The sequence below is a fragment of the uncultured Treponema sp. genome, from assembly GCF_945873775.1.
Classification (GTDB): Bacteria; Spirochaetota; Spirochaetia; order Treponematales; family Treponemataceae; genus Treponema_D.
The window spans coordinates 176,534-192,693 of sequence record NZ_CAMCEC010000001.1; the positions used below are offsets into that span (position 1 = coordinate 176,534).

General features: G+C 36.6%; 21 protein-coding genes. All 21 read left to right on the top strand.

Features of this window, described 5'->3' with window-relative positions:
• Positions 1 to 2 precede the first annotated feature (2 nt).
• The 21 genes from Q0N70_RS00815 (at position 3) to Q0N70_RS00915 (ending at position 16,160) form a co-directional block, all read left to right on the top strand.
• Positions 3 to 659: a LuxR C-terminal-related transcriptional regulator gene (locus Q0N70_RS00815; RefSeq protein ID WP_294012351.1), complete on the top strand. Its 657-nt coding sequence runs from the start codon at positions 3 to 5 to the stop codon at positions 657 to 659.
• A complete protein-coding gene (locus Q0N70_RS00820) occupies positions 643 to 1,275 on the top strand; it encodes an HK97 family phage prohead protease (protein ID WP_294012354.1) in 633 nt (210 codons plus the stop codon). The genes Q0N70_RS00815 and Q0N70_RS00820 overlap by 17 nt, the downstream gene beginning before the upstream one ends.
• A 72-nt stretch (positions 1,276 to 1,347) precedes the next feature.
• Positions 1,348 to 2,655, top strand: a complete 1,308-nt coding sequence (locus tag Q0N70_RS00825; RefSeq protein WP_294012357.1) for a phage major capsid protein — start codon at positions 1,348 to 1,350, stop codon at positions 2,653 to 2,655.
• A gap of 200 nt (positions 2,656 to 2,855) precedes the next feature.
• Positions 2,856 to 3,350, top strand: coding sequence for a hypothetical protein (locus Q0N70_RS00830; protein ID WP_294012360.1), 495 nt, complete (start codon positions 2,856 to 2,858; stop codon positions 3,348 to 3,350).
• On the top strand, positions 3,347 to 3,745 hold the full coding sequence (locus Q0N70_RS00835) for a hypothetical protein (RefSeq protein ID WP_294012363.1): 399 nt from the start codon (positions 3,347 to 3,349) through the stop codon (positions 3,743 to 3,745). Before Q0N70_RS00830 ends, Q0N70_RS00835 begins: the two co-directional genes overlap by 4 nt.
• 59 nt (positions 3,746 to 3,804) lie before the next feature.
• Entirely contained in the window at positions 3,805 to 4,968 is a 1,164-nt protein-coding gene (locus Q0N70_RS00840) for a PDDEXK nuclease domain-containing protein (protein WP_294012366.1), read from the top strand.
• Between the two features lie 143 nt (positions 4,969 to 5,111).
• Positions 5,112 to 5,891 (top strand): hypothetical protein, encoded by a 780-nt coding sequence (locus tag Q0N70_RS00845; RefSeq protein ID WP_294012369.1) that lies wholly within the window; start codon positions 5,112 to 5,114, stop codon positions 5,889 to 5,891.
• On the top strand, positions 5,888 to 7,393 hold the full coding sequence (locus tag Q0N70_RS00850) for a hypothetical protein (RefSeq protein ID WP_294012372.1): 1,506 nt from the start codon (positions 5,888 to 5,890) through the stop codon (positions 7,391 to 7,393). Before Q0N70_RS00845 ends, Q0N70_RS00850 begins: the two co-directional genes overlap by 4 nt.
• A 42-nt stretch (positions 7,394 to 7,435) precedes the next feature.
• Positions 7,436 to 7,702, top strand: a complete 267-nt coding sequence (locus tag Q0N70_RS00855) for a hypothetical protein (protein ID WP_294012375.1) — start codon at positions 7,436 to 7,438, stop codon at positions 7,700 to 7,702.
• The gene (locus tag Q0N70_RS00860; RefSeq protein WP_294012379.1) at positions 7,702 to 8,277 is read left to right on the top strand and encodes a peptidoglycan endopeptidase; all 576 of its coding nucleotides are present in this window, start codon (positions 7,702 to 7,704) and stop codon (positions 8,275 to 8,277) included. Before Q0N70_RS00855 ends, Q0N70_RS00860 begins: the two co-directional genes overlap by 1 nt.
• Positions 8,274 to 8,492 (top strand): hypothetical protein, encoded by a 219-nt coding sequence (locus Q0N70_RS00865; RefSeq protein ID WP_294012383.1) that lies wholly within the window; start codon positions 8,274 to 8,276, stop codon positions 8,490 to 8,492. Before Q0N70_RS00860 ends, Q0N70_RS00865 begins: the two co-directional genes overlap by 4 nt.
• Positions 8,467 to 8,757, top strand: coding sequence for a hypothetical protein (locus Q0N70_RS00870; RefSeq protein WP_294012386.1), 291 nt, complete (start codon positions 8,467 to 8,469; stop codon positions 8,755 to 8,757). The genes Q0N70_RS00865 and Q0N70_RS00870 overlap by 26 nt, the downstream gene beginning before the upstream one ends.
• A gap of 7 nt (positions 8,758 to 8,764) precedes the next feature.
• Positions 8,765 to 9,034 carry a hypothetical protein gene (locus tag Q0N70_RS00875; RefSeq protein ID WP_294012389.1) on the top strand — a complete coding sequence of 90 codons (270 nt, stop codon included), beginning with the start codon at positions 8,765 to 8,767 and terminating at the stop codon, positions 9,032 to 9,034.
• Positions 9,031 to 9,585 carry a hypothetical protein gene (locus tag Q0N70_RS00880; protein WP_294012392.1) on the top strand — a complete coding sequence of 185 codons (555 nt, stop codon included), beginning with the start codon at positions 9,031 to 9,033 and terminating at the stop codon, positions 9,583 to 9,585. Before Q0N70_RS00875 ends, Q0N70_RS00880 begins: the two co-directional genes overlap by 4 nt.
• A gap of 1 nt (position 9,586) precedes the next feature.
• Positions 9,587 to 10,996 (top strand): hypothetical protein, encoded by a 1,410-nt coding sequence (locus tag Q0N70_RS00885; RefSeq protein WP_294012395.1) that lies wholly within the window; start codon positions 9,587 to 9,589, stop codon positions 10,994 to 10,996.
• A complete protein-coding gene (locus Q0N70_RS00890) occupies positions 10,993 to 11,337 on the top strand; it encodes a hypothetical protein (RefSeq protein ID WP_294012398.1) in 345 nt (114 codons plus the stop codon). The genes Q0N70_RS00885 and Q0N70_RS00890 overlap by 4 nt, the downstream gene beginning before the upstream one ends.
• Positions 11,330 to 12,766 (top strand): phage/plasmid primase, P4 family, encoded by a 1,437-nt coding sequence (locus Q0N70_RS00895; RefSeq protein ID WP_294012400.1) that lies wholly within the window; start codon positions 11,330 to 11,332, stop codon positions 12,764 to 12,766. The genes Q0N70_RS00890 and Q0N70_RS00895 overlap by 8 nt, the downstream gene beginning before the upstream one ends.
• Before the next feature lie 17 nt (positions 12,767 to 12,783).
• On the top strand, positions 12,784 to 13,038 hold the full coding sequence (locus Q0N70_RS00900) for a hypothetical protein (RefSeq protein WP_294012402.1): 255 nt from the start codon (positions 12,784 to 12,786) through the stop codon (positions 13,036 to 13,038).
• A gap of 254 nt (positions 13,039 to 13,292) precedes the next feature.
• Positions 13,293 to 14,195, top strand: a complete 903-nt coding sequence (locus Q0N70_RS00905) for a DnaB-like helicase C-terminal domain-containing protein (RefSeq protein WP_294012404.1) — start codon at positions 13,293 to 13,295, stop codon at positions 14,193 to 14,195.
• The gene (locus tag Q0N70_RS00910) at positions 14,192 to 14,953 is read left to right on the top strand and encodes a metallophosphoesterase (protein WP_294012407.1); all 762 of its coding nucleotides are present in this window, start codon (positions 14,192 to 14,194) and stop codon (positions 14,951 to 14,953) included. Before Q0N70_RS00905 ends, Q0N70_RS00910 begins: the two co-directional genes overlap by 4 nt.
• 88 nt (positions 14,954 to 15,041) lie before the next feature.
• Positions 15,042 to 16,160 (top strand): hypothetical protein, encoded by a 1,119-nt coding sequence (locus tag Q0N70_RS00915; RefSeq protein ID WP_294012410.1) that lies wholly within the window; start codon positions 15,042 to 15,044, stop codon positions 16,158 to 16,160.

Consider the following 16,160-nt stretch of genomic DNA (forward strand, 5'->3'; position numbering starts at 1 on the left):
AAATGAAGTTTTTCATTGCAACAAACAACTATGTTGTTAAGGGTACTGTTCGCGAATATTTGAAAAAGCAATTTCCTATGGTTGAAATCTTTGACGTAATGAAAGATGAGGACTTTTTGTATCATCTGGAAGGTCAGGATGAAACATTCTTTTTAGTTGAAAAGTTTTTCCTTGGACTTTGTATTCAGGAGAAAATGGCCTGTCTGAATGGTATTAACAAGAATATTCATTTCATTTTTTTTGAGACAGGTTTGGTTTGTGCAGGTGGTTTTGGGCTTCGTGTGCGAAAGCTTGGAGCTTCTGGTTTTATTTCTAATGCTGAGAACAAGGATGTTCTTCTTTCTTCCATCACAAAAATTTTACAGGGTGATAAAGATTTTCCTGAGGCTGTGAATTATGCCGTTGAACATGGAGAGCATTTAAGTACACGGGCAACCGGAGAGCTGACAGATATTGAATTTGATATTGCGGTAATGCTTGCCCATGGTCTGACTAATAAAGAGATTGCTTATGAGCTTAGTATAACACCTGATTGTGTTAGAGCTCATGTTTATTGGATTAGAAAGAAAATTGGATATCACAATCCGGAGGATTATGCGGAAGTGTATAAACAGATGGTTGCCAGAGTTACGGGAGGATGGAATGGTTATCAAAATTGACGGTATTGAAAACAAGGAATTTGGAAAGGACAAGAATCTTTTCTTGAAGTTTCTTAAGGAGAACACGAGCTCTGGAAAGGTTGCGGCACAGGTTGAAGTTTTTAAGACTGTGGATGTTCAAAAGGATTCTTTTCACTGGGTAATGAGTACCTTTGACACGGACCGCGACTTTGAAAAAGTGGATCCGTGCGGCTGGGATTTGAAAAATTATCTTGCAAATCCTGTCGTGCTTTGGAGTCATGACTATTCTATTCCGGCGATTGGATATGCTAAAAATGTTAAGGCTTCTTCTGCTCTTGAGGGCGATATTGTATTTAATGATAAAGAATATGATGAGTTTGGGTGGAGTATTGGTCAGCGTGTAAAAGCTGGAGCTTTGCGTTGTGGCTCTGTGGGATTCCGTGTAGATGAACTAGAGTTTCTGGAAGCAAAAGACCGTGACTGTGATTTGATATACAGAAAGCAGGAGCTTTTGGAATTCAGCATTTGCTGTGTTCCTGCGAATCCGTTTGCGATTCATGTACCATCTAAAAAGTTGGAGATTACGGAAGTAATTCAGGAAGATGAGCTTTCGTATTGGGATAAAGTTTGTATGGGTTTGAAAGCTCGTGCATAAATAAAAAAACAGGGCTGCTTGCAATTGGAACCTGAAAGCAGTCCTGATTCAAGACAAACTTGGAGGTTTAACTTGAACGAAGTTATTGTAAACTTGCAGCAGAAACTTAGCAATATGAAAAGCTTAGTTCCAACAGAAGCTGCAACACCGGAGCAGATTTCTAAGTATTTCAATGAAAGCGAAGAAATAATTGCCGGAATCTTGAAGGCTGCAGAAAATCAGGAAACTGCAACTACCACAGAGCTTGAAGGTATTAAGGATGCCATTAAGGAATTGAGAAATCTTTTCCGTAAGGCTGATTCTGAAATGAAGCCTTTAAGCTATCGCGATGTTTGTTTCAATCTTGGTAAAGCTTTGTGCGCAGCCTGGAACAAAGACCATGAAACTTTGGGGCAGCTTAAGTTCTGCCCGAACATCAGAGCTGAAAAATGGAATAACCCGAAAGACTTTAAATGGGAAGCCGGCAAAGGTTTTGTACCACAGAAAGCAGTCCTTGGTGAACCGATTGGCAACCTTGCCAATAATGACCAGTATCTTATCAATCCGATTTACGAAGAAACCATCATGCAGGAAGCTGCAAAGCAGTCTGTAATGATGAATCTTGTAACCCATCGTCCTATGAACGGACCTTCAATCTTCATCCCAGAGCGTGACCGCGGCGGAATTGAATTGAAGTGGCTGACTTCTTACGGACAGAAAATCGACGCTACAAAATCAAACATGCCTACACGCACAGAGCTTAAAGCTTACACCCTTGCAGGTTATGTTCCATTCTTTGACGAGTTCGGAGAAGATGTTTTTGTTGACCTTGGAAAGATGTTCCTGGAAGACTTTACAGAAGCTTACGGCCAGGAGTTTGACCGCCAGTGTCTTATCGCTGATGACGACCCTTTCACAGGTGCAATCAATATGGCACAGGCAGAAGTTTGCAGAATCGAAAGCACAGACGAAAGCAAGCTTACATACCTCGACTTTAGAGCTGCAGAGCTTAAAGTTGAACCAGAAGAAAGAAAGTATTGCAAATGGTTCTTAAACGAAACAGTTTTGAATCATATCGCAAACATTCAGGACGACAACCACAACCCAATCTGGAGAAAGCTAGGAGATGGAATGCCGGGAAGAATCGACGGCTACGACGTTGTTGAATCAAGACTGATGCCGCAGCTTGCCGACCTTGAAGCCGACAAGGTAATTGCCATCTTTATGAATCCAAAGAGAATCATACATGGAAATCGCAAGGGAATCGAAATCAAACGTTTCGACGAAACAACAGAATCACTTGAATATGGTGAACTCTTTATGCGTTTCAGAAAACGTGACGGCTTCTTGGTTACCCGACCTAAAAAGAATATGGTATTGCTCAAAACAGCAACTGAATAAGTTATTGCACAAAGCGTGACTTATAGAACTTAATTCCAAAAGCATATTTATATATGCCTTTGGAAAGTGGGGGCGAAATTTATAAAACCGAAGTGAAGACAAATGCAAGGCTGCGTAGCACCGCGAAGCGGCTTGGCCTTGCATTTGACTGAACGAAGGTTACAATGGCCTTAGCCCCGCTTTTCCGATTGCGAGGATTTATGAATCCATTTCCATTTGAAGAACTACAAAAGATTCTTGAGCTTAACGCAACAGAATTAACAACTGATGAATTTATATTCAATTCTACCATTACTTATCTAGAAAGACTTCTAGGGTATCAGCTGGCGGATAAGAATTACAACGAACTTCAGACTATCAGAGACTGTAAGGTTTATACCAATCAAAATCATATTTCTGAAATGATTAACATAATTGATATGAATACAAAACTTCGTGTTCCAAACTGTGTGATTGACGGAAGAACAATTCATTTTATTGATCCGAAGCTTGAAAATCATGTTGTTTTCTTAAACTATAATGCCGGATTTACGGAAGAAACTTTCCCAGATGATTTGAAAGAAGTAATCATTAAGCTGTTTCTTTTGAAAAAGAAAGAGTTTATCAAGCAGCAGAACAATGAAGATGATACCGGTTTTGAAATTCCAAAGAATATTCAAAATGTTATTAATTCATATAGAAGGAAAAGTTTATGAAAAGTTTTGAACCTGTTTTCAAAGAGTTGGAATACCTCTTAATCAAAAAACTTCCTGAGAAAATTGAAAAAATCAATCAGGAGCATAATGACGGAATCATCTTAGAACCATTTGAGAATAAGAGCCTGGAAGAAAACTGTATAAAAATGCCTTCCTTATCTTTCAAGCTTGAAGAAACAGAGTATGAAGAAAAAGACAGAATTATTGAAAACGAAGTTTATAAAATAAGTATTGAAATAAAAATACATTCAAACACACAGAACAAAATTATATTCTTATGGCGATACCTTGAAGCTATACAACTGATTTTTAATGAAGAAGATTCAGCCTATCTTTATAGAATTGAAAACATGCAAGGCGGAAAAGTCTATATCCGCATAGAGCCAGATGTATAGAATTTTGTGATAAACGGCGGTATATTAAAAAGTGAAAGATAGTTATTATGGCAAAAGATATGGATTTTGATAAACTTTATAAATCGGTTGAAAAGCTGGATGCTGCTTTTGAAGATAACACTGCAAAGGCAATAAACAGAAATATTACTGCAAGAAACTGGCTCATAGGCTTTTATATTGTGCATTATGAGCAGAAAGGTCAGGACCGTGCAAAATACGGAGAAAAGACATTGCAGACTTTGGCTGAACGCTTGAATAAAAAATCGCTTTCATACAGGAATCTTCGTCTATACAGACAGTTTTATCTGGAATTTCTTTCACTTGAGAAACCGATTTTTGATTATGTGCTTAATGAATTTGGAAGCGAAAAGGCATTGATTTCTGGAATTCAGAAAAATCTTATAGAAGATAAAACTACTTCTAAAGATTTGGCAATCAGTGATTGCCAAATTGGGCAAACAGCGTCTACCCAATTCGATGATTTACAGATTTCACCGGAAAAGCTTTTTACACATCTTTCATATACTCATTTTACATTGATTATGGGTGTTGAAGATGCTGTTGCAAGAATTTTTTATGAACTTGAAACAATAAAAGGTGTTTGGACTGTACGCGAACTTAAACGTCAGATTGATACCAATTATTTTGAACGCTCTGCAATCAGTTCTAATCCTCAAAAGATGAGTGAATATGTTCAGTCAAAAACTCAGAAAATGACTGTTACTGATATTGTTAGAAATCCATATGTTTATGAGTTTTTGGGACTGAAAGACAGAGAAATTGTAGAAGAAAGTGAACTTGAAGAAGCCTTGATAAATCACTTAGAAGAGTTTTTGCTGGAGCTTGGGCAGGGTTTCTGTCTTGAAGCACGTCAGAAAAGAATTCTTGTTGATGATGATTATTTCTTCTGTGATTTGGTTTTCTATCATAGAATTTTGAAGTGCCATGTTCTTGTAGATTTGAAAGCTTCAAAAATTAAATATGATGATATTGCACAGATGAACCTTTATCTTTCATATTATAAGAAAAACATAATGCAAGAAGATGATAATCCTCCTGTAGGTATTCTTATGTGTACTCAAGCTGGAAAAGAGCTTGTCGAATATGCAAAAGAAGGAATTGATGAAAATCTTTTTGTAAAGAAATATAAACTTGCTCTTCCTAAAGAATCTGAACTTACTAAGTGGCTTAAGAAAGAAGTAAAAGATTTTGGTGGAAAATAAAAACTGTATTTAAAGAACATCACGGATGATACGAGCACCCCTTGTTAGGTGCTTTTTTTTACGCCAATCTTAAAAAAAACATAAACAAAACGTAAACACTTATAAACACTTTGTAAACGGGGTGTGGGTGTATGCTTTGAATCATGAAGATTCAAGGTAGAGACTGCACACTGACGGTGGCAAAAGACGGGACATTTTATCCATTACCATACAGCGAGGAAACTGTAAGAACTGCGTCCAAAGGCTATTCTTTGCCTTGCGTGATTGGTGGAAGGAACAGGGAAAAGAGAATTGAAACAAAGAAAGAGATTACAGGCTGCTTTGTAACACGGCTTGAAGCTCTGAATGTTTCGGCTCTGTTCCTTTTACTTTTCTATAATGACCAGACTTTTGATATTTACACTGACAGAGTTTTTGAAAAGAAAGTTTATAAAAACGTACTCGTAAGAAGCTTTGAGCTTCGTGCAACAAACGGTGATGCCTTTAAGTTCCGATTTGATTTGAGAGGCTCGGAAGATTCTTATGAAGACAGCTGGCCTGGAAATATGCCATCACTCTCCTGGGAGCGCGACCGCACTTATCATTATAACGGACACAACGTTACTGCTGATTTAAAAGTGCTGCCGCTTATTTATAAGTTTGAACTCACAGGTGATTACACAAACGATTCGAAATATCAGATTACTTTGTACTTTCCTATGAGTACAGAGTTTTATCCTTCAAATAAAAAGATAGACAGACTCACAATCCCGCTTGATACAGAAGACGGCGTAAGCCTTGATCTTTATGACTTAGAGCCTCTTGATGATTTATGCGACATCAACTGCGCTGATACAGTTTTATGCTTTCAGAAGTTCAACGTAACTTCCATTATGGTTTTGAATATCCGTAATGAAAAAGAAAAGCTGGAGGTGGTTCTGTGAAATTCTATGAGCTGCCACCGGCAATCTCTTCTGTTATTGAAGATACAGGTACAAGACCTTTTGCCCGAGTCTGCTTTTTGAAAGCAGATGGAACAGAAGTTTATGTAAAAGATTCTGACATTATCTCTTGTGTGATTACCTCATATAAAAGCTCTGAAGGTGGAATAATTAACGGCGGTGAAATCATTCTTGATAACTATAAAGGCTTATATTCAATTGAGGCTGACAGTGAATACACAACAGACTTGAATGTTTTAATCTGGTATGCCTTCGGAAACTCTGAGAACTGCTATCTGCGTTTTAATCTCTTTGTAGATAAGAACGGCTTTCAGGTTCAGGAAACAGGATTCAATGAAAAGATAACAACTATAAAACTTGTGGACCTTTCTGTAAAAATGGATAACGCAAGCCTGCAGAAAAACTGGACTGACAGTGAAGTTGCTGTTCATAAAGTTGTATGTGATAAAACACAGCCTGAAAAATCTCTTGTTCATATCATCGCAAAACGAGCCGGTATAGAAGCTCGCGACATAAATTGCGGAGAGCTTCCTTTTAATATTGCTTATGTAGTAATTGAGAACACTGCCTGGAAAGAATTGTGTGCACTGGCACGTGCTTATAATGCCTGCGTGGAATGCGGTAAAGACCAGACTTTGAGTTTTATTGAAAGTCCATACGATTTGGAAAATGAGTTCAGTGAAGATTCCGGATTCTTTTTGAATGAGAAAAATATTACTCACTACAGATTCTTTAATAACAATGAAAGTTACGCAAATAACATCCGTCTGAAATATACACGATATGTTGAGACTGGAAGACAGGAGCTCTGGACTTATACTGACGCTCCTGTGTGGTATGACGAGAACATGACTCCATATTATCCGTTTACTGGAGATACAAGAGAAATCATAAAGGATAACGATTATCAGGCAATCTACACTGCAAAGAACAATGAAGGAAAAAGCCGCAATGTAGTTTATGCAGAAGAAGTTACGACTGCAGAAGAATTTCTGCACGATATGGTTGTAGATGACGAGAATGGATTTTCTCTTGTTCAATACGACACTACGACTTACCGTGACAGAGCTGTTATCCAGCTGGACAGAAACGAAAATCTGATTGGACTTTATAAAGCCTCTATCTACGGTAAAGCAATTATCAGTGAAACAAACTTCTGTGTATTTGTAAAAGATGAAAATGAAATTGCAGAACACGGACAGATTTCTAAAAACGTTACTTCTAAATATTTGAGTGATGACGAGTTTGACGGTATTCCTTTTTATGAAAGAAGAGCAAGAGATTATCTTGCAGAAAGTAAGAAAGACACTAAGGGCTATTACGTTACAACTTTTCTTCCTTTGATTCATGCCAGGGTGGATGCCTGTATGGATATGAGGCTTAAGGAAAATGGAAATATTAAAAAAGTAAGAATTGAGCAGCTGACCTTTCGCTATAAAAAAGATGAAGCGTTCAGCTCTGAGTTCTTTGTAAAAACTGTTTAGGGGGTGTGGGAAATAGAAAACATTGAATTACTGGTTAAGTCTATGAACGGCTTACAGATTGAGCTTTCTGGATTCAGATCTGAAATGAAAGAATTTAAGAAAGCTGTTGAAAAAAGGATGGATTGTCTTGATACAAGAAGTACGGCGTGTCAATACAATCCGAATGTGTGTGCGACTGCCAGACGGCTTGAGGAACACATAAAGGCAGACAACGGAAAAGCAGGAAGAAACATGGCTGTAATTGCCTGTGTGATTTCCTGCTTTAATGTGGCAGTTACAGTAATAACTCTTGTAGTTCGGGGGATATGATGGATAACCATAATTTAAGAATGAGACTAATGCTTGAGGCAGAAAAAGAAATTGTTGAAGGACTTACTGAGACTGAACGCTACAGATATTTCTTAGGACGTATGCAGTTTTTGAAATATGAAAGCGGAAAAGAAAACCTGACAAGCTCTGACTGTTCGGGTTCTGTTTGTCTTGCTTTACTTTTGGCTACAGGCTGTGCAATCCGTGTTACGGCTGATAGCCTCTACCGTAAGTATTTTACAAAAAAGAATCCGGACAAGAACGATATTCAGGCAGCCTTCTTTATAACTCTTTATGACAGAAAACTTGGTTCAAGAGTTTATAAGGAAAATGAAGTTTGCCATGTGGCCGGAGTTTGCGGAAAGGATGTTGTTCTGAACTGCGTGGAGCCTTATTCGGAGCTTAGAAGCTTGAATGATATGAAGCCTTATTACCAGGCAAACGATTACAGAATTATTGTACGTGGTCTGGACCGTGAGACACTACAGAAAGCAAGCGATGACAACGTGGATTTGTTTGGAGCTGATTATCAGTTTGAACAGATTAGAGAAGCAATTGACGGAGTACGCGAATGATTAGTTTTAGATTTCAGAGATTGATAGAAAAGCTTCTTAGCGTGAAGTTTGTAATCTTTATTGTTGCAACTGTACTTCTTTGCTGCGGAGTTCTTGGTGGAGCTGAATGGCTGACCGTTGCTCTTACTGTAATTGCTGGAAGAGAAATTCAGAAATTTAAGGATTTCAAAATTCCAAGGAAGGTATCTGATGAAGAAGCTTTGGGAAGTGATTAAAAAGATTTTCATCTGGTTGGGTGCGATTCTTTCTGCAGTGTTCGTTGTGTTGTTCATTGGAGATAAGAAACGCTACGAGGAAAAAGAAGTCATTGATGACAGCGAGGAGATAAATGCAAAAGCTGCTAAAAAACGTGAGGAAGCGATTGAGCGTATTTCTAATACTGATGCCCGTACTTTGTGTGATTCTTACGGCTCAGTCTGTGACACAATTACCGACGGAAAAGAAAGATTTAGAAGACGCTGCAAGAGAGCTGACAATTGAGGAAGTTATGAAAATTGCTGAAGAAGAAATTGAACGTACTGCTCAAGAGGCAGTTAAGGCTGCTTTACTGGAAGTTGGTGGCGAGCTTGCTTTTGAAAAAGAGAGAGCTGACCAGATGGAAGCTGCAAAGCTTAATCTTGAATTGGAAAATCAGAAATTAAAAAAAGAGCTTTGTAAAAAGAATAATCAATTTTTTTATGGAGCTTTGATTGGTGGAACTGGCGGAGTGATTGTTACTTCGCTTGTATTTGGATTAGTAATGGGGATTTGCAAATGATAACAAGTAAAGGAAAGTTTAAGGGATTGGTGACTGTTACTGTTCGCGATTGTAACGGTCGTATTAAGTATTACAAGAATGGATTTTGGAGAAGTTTTTTAAGACTTCCTCAAAGACCAATGATTACAAAACATCATAACACAATCACAACTCTGGGCGACAATCTGATTGCGGATATGATGATTAGTAATCCGACACAGAACAAGGTGGATGCAACAAACGGCTACATGCTTGTTGGAACCGGCTGGACTGGATCTACACCAAAGAATAACACATCCGTAAATACTGCAACCGGAACTTACAAAAAACTTGATACAGGTTATCCAAAAATTAAAGGAACATTCGGAGCAAGTGACGGCAACGTTGTTTTGTACAGAGCTTCTTTTGCTGCAGGAGATTTAAACGCTAACGGAATTAATGAAGTTGCTTTGATGAACGGAAACACAGCTGCGGCAAAGTGCCTTGCTTATGCTCAGATTACTCCTTCTGTAAACGTAACTTCTGCAGATAGTCTGCAGATAGACTGGCAGATTACTGTAAGCGGTTCATGATATGAGTAACTCGATTGTTGGTAACAACGCTAATCCGACTGAGTGTTATACATGGTACGAAACTGAAGTTGGTGATGATGAATATGAAGATTTAGAAGGTGAACTTGTTGATGAAGAGAATGTCTTTGGACACAGAGCTATCGTTCCAAAGAATTCTAATTCAACAAGTGTAACTATCTTCTATTATTATTTAGCTCCAACTTCATCCTGGTATTGGGACTATAGCTATGGTGACCCATATAAGCCTGTAATACCAGTAGTGTTTGCAGCAGATTCTAACTGGCAGCTTACGCAATGCCTCAATACAACTTTTGTTGAACATACACTGACTGGACAAAGTAACGGCTGGAAAAGTTTTACTATTACACTTACTAGAAAACTTGTAGAAGGGGAACGGATCTTTTTTGGTGTGTATTCTGATCTTCTTGGCTATACGTCAACAGGAGAAATTGAAAGTTCAGAAACAACTACGAGTTACTTTTACTGGACCAGGGCTAGAAGACGGGATTATGCAAATCAGATTACTTATCTTAGTTCTCCAGAGTTTATAAACCAGCAGAGAAACATATTTTGTGATTATGAAATGTGTATTTATATGCAATACGAAAATGAGCCGGATGGATTTTTCTATACTCGTACTGTACTTGGTAATGTGGGAGCTGCGGCAAGATTTAGCGGTAGAAGACTTGGAGCTGTAAGAAAGCCTACAGGACTTTGTGCACTTGGAAGTTCAAACAGAAGGATTGCTTTCTTTAAGTTTTCAAAAAATGAAAGCCTAAGTTTTTTAGATTCTGTTCAGAAGCTTCTTATTTTAATACGTTCATGCCTTTCCGGATTTTATTCAAGTGACAGCACAAGCCACATTGGAAATTATAAAAAAGAAATTGAAACAACGGCTGGAAACTATGAAAGTCTTACACGCTTTGGAGAGAACAAAAGAAGCTTTGAGGATGAGACAGAAATTATAGCACATCCATTTGCTTCGAGAATATTCTTCCGCACTGTTGAAACTGTAATGAGCTTTTGGGATTGGCTGAGAGGAAAAATTCGTGAAGCTAATTACGTTGTTACTTTATATACTCCTGTGGTTCTGGAAATTTCTTTGGGGGAAGACAATATGAAAAGGATTTATAAAGGGAAAAGTAAGCTTCGTGTATTGCTGAATTGTGGAGTTGATTTGAACGGTTATGCGAGTGTGAATCTTGTTTGCCGTAAGCCTGATGATACTGTGGTGAGTTTTCCTTCTGTTGTAAAGGATGCGGATAATGGAATCATCTTTTATGATGTTCAGTCTGCAAATGATTTTGACCAGAGTGGCTGGTGGACCTTTTGGCCAGAGTTTGTTTTTGATGATGACAGAACAAGCTGCGGAAAAGCAATCAGACGTTTTGTTTACGAGGTCGGAACATGACAAAACGAAAAATCAAAATGCCTGATGATTATATTCCCATAGACATCTGGCATGAGGCAAAAGACTTTGTTGTAAATATTGGTGACGATATTACGATTTATAAGTCATTCAAAAATTTTCCAAACTGGAAACCAAGTGAGGAAGCTGACAAGTTTTGTGCCTGGTGGGATTTTGGACGATTCCGGGATTATCCACATTCTTTGATTCTTCTTTATGAAAAACTCGATGAGATTTATAAAACGATTGGAAGTGATGACGTTATGAATGGATATGAACAGCTTATTTTTAAGCTTGTTCAGTTTTACAGAATCTTAAAAGAAAATGGAATGATTGATGACTGATAAAGAACTTGAGAACATGGCTAGAGAAGCAGCCGTTGCAATTGGTCGTGATATGAAAACAAATAAGTTTGTTACAGGTGAAATGCAGTTTACAGACCTGACTAACGCAACTTATTTTATTAAGACATACGGAAGCATCATAAGATACTGCATTACCTGGAACAAGTTTTTATTCTGGAATGATACCTGCTGGGAAATTGATAACCGCGGCCGTGTTGAAGAACTGATTCCAATTTTTGTTCATCAGATTTACAGAAGCAGAAGGTATATAGAAGACAGACTGCAGCAGGAATCTTTTGAAAAACACCTCATAAAAAGTGAAAGCTTTAGAAGACTCCAGGCGATTGCTGGAATTCTTAAAATGAGTAAAGAAATAAAAGTTGAAGACTGGGAACTGGACAGCGACAACTATTTATTTAATGTAGATAATTTAACTCTGAATCTTAGAACCGGAAAAGCCCGAGAGCCTAATACAAAACATCTGATTACAAAGAAGAGCAATTTTATTTATGACAAAACTGCAGACTGCCCTGTGTGGAAAATGTTTCTGATGCAGATTTTTAATAAGGATACTCAGCTGATAAAGTTTATTCAAAAAGCAATGGGCTACACTTTGAGCGGTGATGTAAGTGAACAGTGTCTTTTTATTTTATGGGGAACAGGTGCTAACGGAAAATCAACTTTCTTAAATGTTCTGCAGGAGCTCTTTGGAGATTACTCTTGTTCGGCTAGTACAGAAACATTTATGAAAAAGACTTCTGAACAGAGTAACGACCTGGCACGTCTCAAAGGTATGAGACTTGTTACTACAACCGAGGTTGAACAGGGAAAGCAAATGAGCGAAAGCCTTATAAAACAGATTACCGGTGAAGACGAGCTTACAGCCAGATTCTTGTACGGTGAGTATTTTTCTTTTAAGCCTACATTCAAAATCTTTATGGCTACAAACCATAAACCAAAAATTCGTGGAGCTGATAACGGAATCTGGAGACGAATTAAAATGATTCCTTTTACTGTAACGATTCCTCCGGAACAGAGAGATAAGAAACTTATGGAAAAACTGATAGCAGAAAATTCAGGAATCTTAAACTGGCTGATTCAAGGCTATGCAATGTGGAAAAAAGAAGGACTTACTGACGAGCCGGATGCAGTACGCGAAGCCAACGAGGAATACAGAATGGATATGGACAGCGTTGGAATGTTTGTTACTGACTGTCTTGAAATTGACGCAAGCCTAAAATGGCGGCTTCCTACTGCGCTGCTTTATCAGACATATATTAAATGGTGCAACAAAAATAATGAACGTATTATGAGCCAGAAATGGCTTGGCGGAAGAATGAGCGAGAAAGGATTTAAGCGAGTAATTACCAATGGGCAGAGGCTCTGGTGCGGTCTTTGTGTTAAGGGTGAATGGCTTGCAATGAAATAATAAAGGAGACTAAGAATATGCATTTTGAAGATTTACAGGCATTTGACGGTATGTGTCGTGGCGAGTTTAAGACAAGTTATGAATATCCAGGAGACAGAATAACTTGCAGATTTATTGGGTTTGTTGATATTTCTGATGGCATTGCTGCGTGTGAGTTTGAAAAGGAACTGGAGCAGCTTATTAACAGGTATGAGAAACAAGGTGTTTTGGGATTCAAAAAAAAAAGCTCACCGAAATTGGTGAGCCTTGAATGTTCTATTTTCTGTAATTGATAGCAGCAGTTACAGAAAACCTTGAACACTACCTGCCGATCTGGATAGGTATTTATATTTTAGTATGGATTAGATTATTGATCAATTTATAATTTGCTGATTGATTATTGCAAAAAGCTTTCCCCAATAGCGAGGGGCTTACTACTTGGCAAATTGGAGAGAGTTTGGAAGCTTTTTTTACATGATAAAGTTATTTTATTATTAACATCACGATTTGATAGACCTCTTGTTTATAATAAAAACAGAGGAACAAAATGGATATTGATGAACATTCATATAATTATGAACAATTAGACAAATTATTATATAGGTTTTTATCATCTAGAAAAAAGTATAAAAATACAGCACCTAATGATTCTCTAATTATATATGATAATAAACAATTATATTTTGAAAAAGGAGAGTTCATAATTTTAGCATCCAGACCTTCAATTGGAAAAACTGCACTTGCATTAAACTGGGTATATGATTTTGCAGCAAAACAAAATAAACCTGTTGGATTTATTACATCTGGAATACCTGACTCAGAATCTTTGATTTTACGTTTAATAACATTAGAGTCAAAAATCAGTCCTGCAAAGTTAAGAACTGGACTCTTGAATGAAAATGATACAGAACTGATAGCAAATGCTACTACAAAACTTTGTAATCTTCCTATCTTTCTAAGTGATATTCCAAATGCAAAATTCGAAGATATAGAAACAATTGCCACAGAAATGCTAAATAAAGAAAAAATAGAAATTCTTTTTATCGATGGTTTTGAGTATTTATATGAAATTGCAGTTTCAAAAAGCTTTTGCAATAATGCGCAATGGGCAGAACAAATGGCTCCCTATTATGATGAAATCTATTTCATGATGGAAAACTTAAAAACGCTAGCAAATAAATTGCAGATTCCAATTATCTTGCTAGTTCCAATAAAGCAAGACACATTTTGTGACGAGCCAACTATAAAATCTTTTGAAGATAAATTAATTATTCCTCGAACTGCAGATAAAGTAATTTTTTTACATAGAGACAGAGTAAAAGATGCTGATAAGTGGCAAACTGCCAAACTTATTGTTGCGAAAAATGAACATGGAACAGGTGGTGATATGTTGATAAGATTTTGTTGCCGAACTGGTGAAATTATATATGATGACAAGGATGCAAAATGATTTATATAACTGGTGACACGCATAATATAACAGATATGTCGAATCTCTCTTCTAGCACTATGAAGCTTTGTTGCATGGAACAAGGTGTAGATTATAACAAAATAACAAACGTAATTGTTCTTGGCGATTTTGGGTTACCTTGGTGTTCTTGTTCTATAGATTCAGATGGAATTCATCCGAAGGATAAAACAGATAAATACCTTCTTGATTGGTATAAAAAGAAACCTTTTAGGATTCTAGCAGTAATGGGGAATCATGATAATTACGATATGCTCGAAAAATTGCCAAAAGTTCAGATGTTTGATTCTTCAGTTCTTAAAGTAAGTGAAAACATCTTTTATCTTAAAAGAGGCGAAAGTTATAATATTGAAGGAAAAACTTTCTTAGTACTTGGAGGAGCACTAAGTGATGACAAAGCACATCGTAAAGTTCACGAAAGCTGGTGGCCACAGGAAGAATGGTCTGATGAAGAAAGATTAAAATGCATAGAAAGAATCAAAAAAGCTGAAGCAAAGTTTGATTATGTTCTTTCCCATACAGGAACTACAAAAGGAATTGCGAGTTTAGATACATATTATGAGAATAATGAAAACCTTGCTGAACTTAAAAGAGATACAACTGTAGTTTTCAACGATAAAGTTGAGTCTATGGTTGTCTGTAAAAAATGGTTCTTTGGACATTGGCATAGCGACTGGGGATATGAAAATTATTCTACAAACAAATATGTTCCATTGTATCGTATGGGAATCCTCCTTTAGTGAAACTATAATTCTTTTCGTTGTTTTATCCTGAGTTCAGTGTTAAAATTGTACTTTGATACAAACATGAAAAATCAGAGGAAAAAACATGCGTACTAAGAATAAAAATCATGTAAGCGTTGCCTTGATTATAATCTTTTCCGTAGCATTTTTAATTACATCTGTACTTTTTAAAGTTTATGGAATAACCGGCATTCTTGCTCAGCTTACAGGAACTTTACTTGGAACCATTATTACAGCAATTGTTACTTTACTTCTTCTTGGTGTTCAAACAGATAAAGAGTTGGAACATGAAAAAGATTCCGGTATCTTTGAAAAGAAACAGGAAATCTATCACAATTTCCTGAAAGAACTTGAAGTTATTACTGAAGATGGGAAAATTACGGTTGATAATAATAAGGATGAATTGCAGAGATTAATCTATCAGCTTGGATTATTACAGATGCATGCAGATAAAGAAGTTGCTGAAAAGATTACTGCTTATGTTGGCGAAATAATAGGAATTATTACAAAAAAATCAAATCCAGAGATTAAATCAAAAAAATACGCAAATCTTTCAGAAAAAGTTTTTGCTATTGTTGAATTACTGCGAAATGATTTGTACGGAAATAGCACAGGAGTTATTAATCCTGATTACTTCTATATTACTCTAGCACAATCAGGACTCTTTGAGGGAGAAATTAGAAATACAGAAACGATGAAACGACTTCATGAAAAATGGTGGAATCTGTTCATCGATGAATTAAAACTAAAACGAAATAAATTAGATTATATTTTCTACTGTGGAGATGAATGTGAGGAAACTGATAATACAAAAGAAGTTGTAGATTATTTCGAAAACCAGAATAATATTATGTTTAGTTTAATTATCAGTAACAAGAATAGTAATCGTATCTGTTTTTATCTGAATTATGATTATCAGACAACTCCAGTTTATGGTTTTGAAGTCGAAAGCAAAGACAAAACGGATAATGACAAATATCTGTATGCTCTTCCAGATAGTTTCTCTCGTAATGGATTTGGGAATCCGGGAATCGGAGCCAAAAATATTGATTCAAAATACGATATAGATTTCTATGGAAAGAACAAAAACTATTTTGATTTTGCAAAAGCAAATGAAAATCAGAAGAAAGAAATTGTAGCAGCATTTGTAGATGAGATAAATAACAATATTGAAGAGTTTCTTAAAAATCTAGAAAATAAATAA

Coding starts and splice junctions, on each gene's coding strand:
- Q0N70_RS00910 (WP_294012407.1), top strand. CDS start 14,192: ATGATTTATATAACTGGTGACACGCATAATATAACAGATATGTCGAAT.
- Q0N70_RS00835 (WP_294012363.1), top strand. CDS start 3,347: ATGAAAAGTTTTGAACCTGTTTTCAAAGAGTTGGAATACCTCTTAATC.
- Q0N70_RS00840 (WP_294012366.1), top strand. CDS start 3,805: ATGGATTTTGATAAACTTTATAAATCGGTTGAAAAGCTGGATGCTGCT.
- Q0N70_RS00855 (WP_294012375.1), top strand. CDS start 7,436: ATGAACGGCTTACAGATTGAGCTTTCTGGATTCAGATCTGAAATGAAA.
- Q0N70_RS00885 (WP_294012395.1), top strand. CDS start 9,587: ATGAGTAACTCGATTGTTGGTAACAACGCTAATCCGACTGAGTGTTAT.
- Q0N70_RS00870 (WP_294012386.1), top strand. CDS start 8,467: ATGAAGAAGCTTTGGGAAGTGATTAAAAAGATTTTCATCTGGTTGGGT.
- Q0N70_RS00915 (WP_294012410.1), top strand. CDS start 15,042: ATGCGTACTAAGAATAAAAATCATGTAAGCGTTGCCTTGATTATAATC.
- Q0N70_RS00900 (WP_294012402.1), top strand. CDS start 12,784: ATGCATTTTGAAGATTTACAGGCATTTGACGGTATGTGTCGTGGCGAG.
- Q0N70_RS00845 (WP_294012369.1), top strand. CDS start 5,112: ATGAAGATTCAAGGTAGAGACTGCACACTGACGGTGGCAAAAGACGGG.
- Q0N70_RS00890 (WP_294012398.1), top strand. CDS start 10,993: ATGACAAAACGAAAAATCAAAATGCCTGATGATTATATTCCCATAGAC.
- Q0N70_RS00860 (WP_294012379.1), top strand. CDS start 7,702: ATGGATAACCATAATTTAAGAATGAGACTAATGCTTGAGGCAGAAAAA.
- Q0N70_RS00895 (WP_294012400.1), top strand. CDS start 11,330: ATGACTGATAAAGAACTTGAGAACATGGCTAGAGAAGCAGCCGTTGCA.
- Q0N70_RS00820 (WP_294012354.1), top strand. CDS start 643: ATGGTTATCAAAATTGACGGTATTGAAAACAAGGAATTTGGAAAGGAC.
- Q0N70_RS00815 (WP_294012351.1), top strand. CDS start 3: ATGAAGTTTTTCATTGCAACAAACAACTATGTTGTTAAGGGTACTGTT.
- Q0N70_RS00905 (WP_294012404.1), top strand. CDS start 13,293: ATGGATATTGATGAACATTCATATAATTATGAACAATTAGACAAATTA.
- Q0N70_RS00875 (WP_294012389.1), top strand. CDS start 8,765: ATGAAAATTGCTGAAGAAGAAATTGAACGTACTGCTCAAGAGGCAGTT.
- Q0N70_RS00830 (WP_294012360.1), top strand. CDS start 2,856: ATGAATCCATTTCCATTTGAAGAACTACAAAAGATTCTTGAGCTTAAC.
- Q0N70_RS00880 (WP_294012392.1), top strand. CDS start 9,031: ATGATAACAAGTAAAGGAAAGTTTAAGGGATTGGTGACTGTTACTGTT.
- Q0N70_RS00865 (WP_294012383.1), top strand. CDS start 8,274: ATGATTAGTTTTAGATTTCAGAGATTGATAGAAAAGCTTCTTAGCGTG.